This is a genomic window from Pseudomonas sp. HY13-MNA-CIBAN-0226, assembly GCF_040310305.1.
GTDB lineage: Bacteria > Pseudomonadota > Gammaproteobacteria > Pseudomonadales > Pseudomonadaceae > Aquipseudomonas > Aquipseudomonas gregormendelii.
The window spans coordinates 1-334 of sequence record NZ_JBEOPS010000119.1; the positions used below are offsets into that span (position 1 = coordinate 1).

At 63.2% G+C, this 334-nt stretch carries 1 protein-coding gene; it reads right to left on the reverse strand.

Annotation, left to right across the window (positions count from 1 at the left end):
• Nucleotides 1-245, reverse strand: a 245-nt coding sequence (locus tag AAEZ05_RS28030; protein ID WP_350649821.1) for a condensation domain-containing protein, incomplete at its 3' end; no start/stop codon positions are given.
• Between the last annotated feature and the right edge of the window lie 89 nt (nt 246-334).

Sequence of the window (334 nt, forward strand, 5' to 3'; positions counted from 1 at the left end):
GGGGCGAATGTTTGCCCAGGCAGGCCATTGGCGTCGGTGTGCAGTTGAGTGCGTAGTGCATCGTGACGTGCCACCAACAGTGCGACGGCACGCTGCATGCGTTCGGGCTCGACGGTGCCGGCAAAATCCAGGTAGCCACCAATGTTGTACAGCGGCGAGTCGCCCACGCGCAGTTGGTCGAGCCAAATGTCTTGTTGGGGGCCAGTGAGGGGGAAGCGGGCCGGCAGGCTGGAGGAATGCTGCATAAGATCCTTCTCATGGAGGTCAGGCACTGGCCGCGCAGAGGTGGCCCATTACACCGAAGTGGCCGGATTTGAGCATGGGCGCCCAGGGG